The organism is Halomonas elongata, from assembly GCF_029081005.1.
GTDB lineage: Bacteria > Pseudomonadota > Gammaproteobacteria > Pseudomonadales > Halomonadaceae > Halomonas > Halomonas elongata_B.
The window spans coordinates 1-447 of sequence record NZ_JAJQTQ010000095.1 but is presented as its reverse complement, the minus strand read 5'-3'; the positions used below and the strand labels follow the sequence as shown (position 1 = coordinate 447).

The following is a 447-nucleotide window of genomic DNA, read 5'->3' as shown; positions in this document are numbered from 1 at the left end:
GCCGACTTCCGCCCGCCGGCCCAGCAATTTATCCAGGGCGACATGCCGGCCAACGTCTTCAAACCCGCCCGCCAGTTCGCCCGTCAACCGGACCCACGCGGCCGCGTGAGTACAGCCGGTGAGCCGGCCAACCGGTTGAAAGTCGTTAAGATGCGCCAGGGCCTGATCGAGATTGGCTAAATCGAACGACTGAGTGAACGGCAGCGGCTGGACCGGCTTACCAATATCATGGAGCTGCTCGACGCCGCATACGCCGCAGCCGGTGCGCCCGGCCAGCGCGCGACGCCGGGCTTTGAGGCCCATAAAACGCCGGCTGGAGAGCTCAATCTGCACCTCAAGGCCGTTGCACACCGCTACCACGTCCATGCCGAAAATCTCCCGCCGGTGCTCGATAATCCCTTCGGATAAGGAGAAGCCGACGGCGAATTGCTCCAGATCTTTCGGGGA

At 63.3% G+C, this 447-nt stretch carries 1 protein-coding gene; it reads right to left on the bottom strand.

The window, feature by feature from the left end; genetic code table 11:
• On the bottom strand, nt 1-447 hold a 447-nt coding region (gene fdhD, locus LU493_RS19595; protein WP_275289478.1), incomplete at both ends, for a formate dehydrogenase accessory sulfurtransferase FdhD.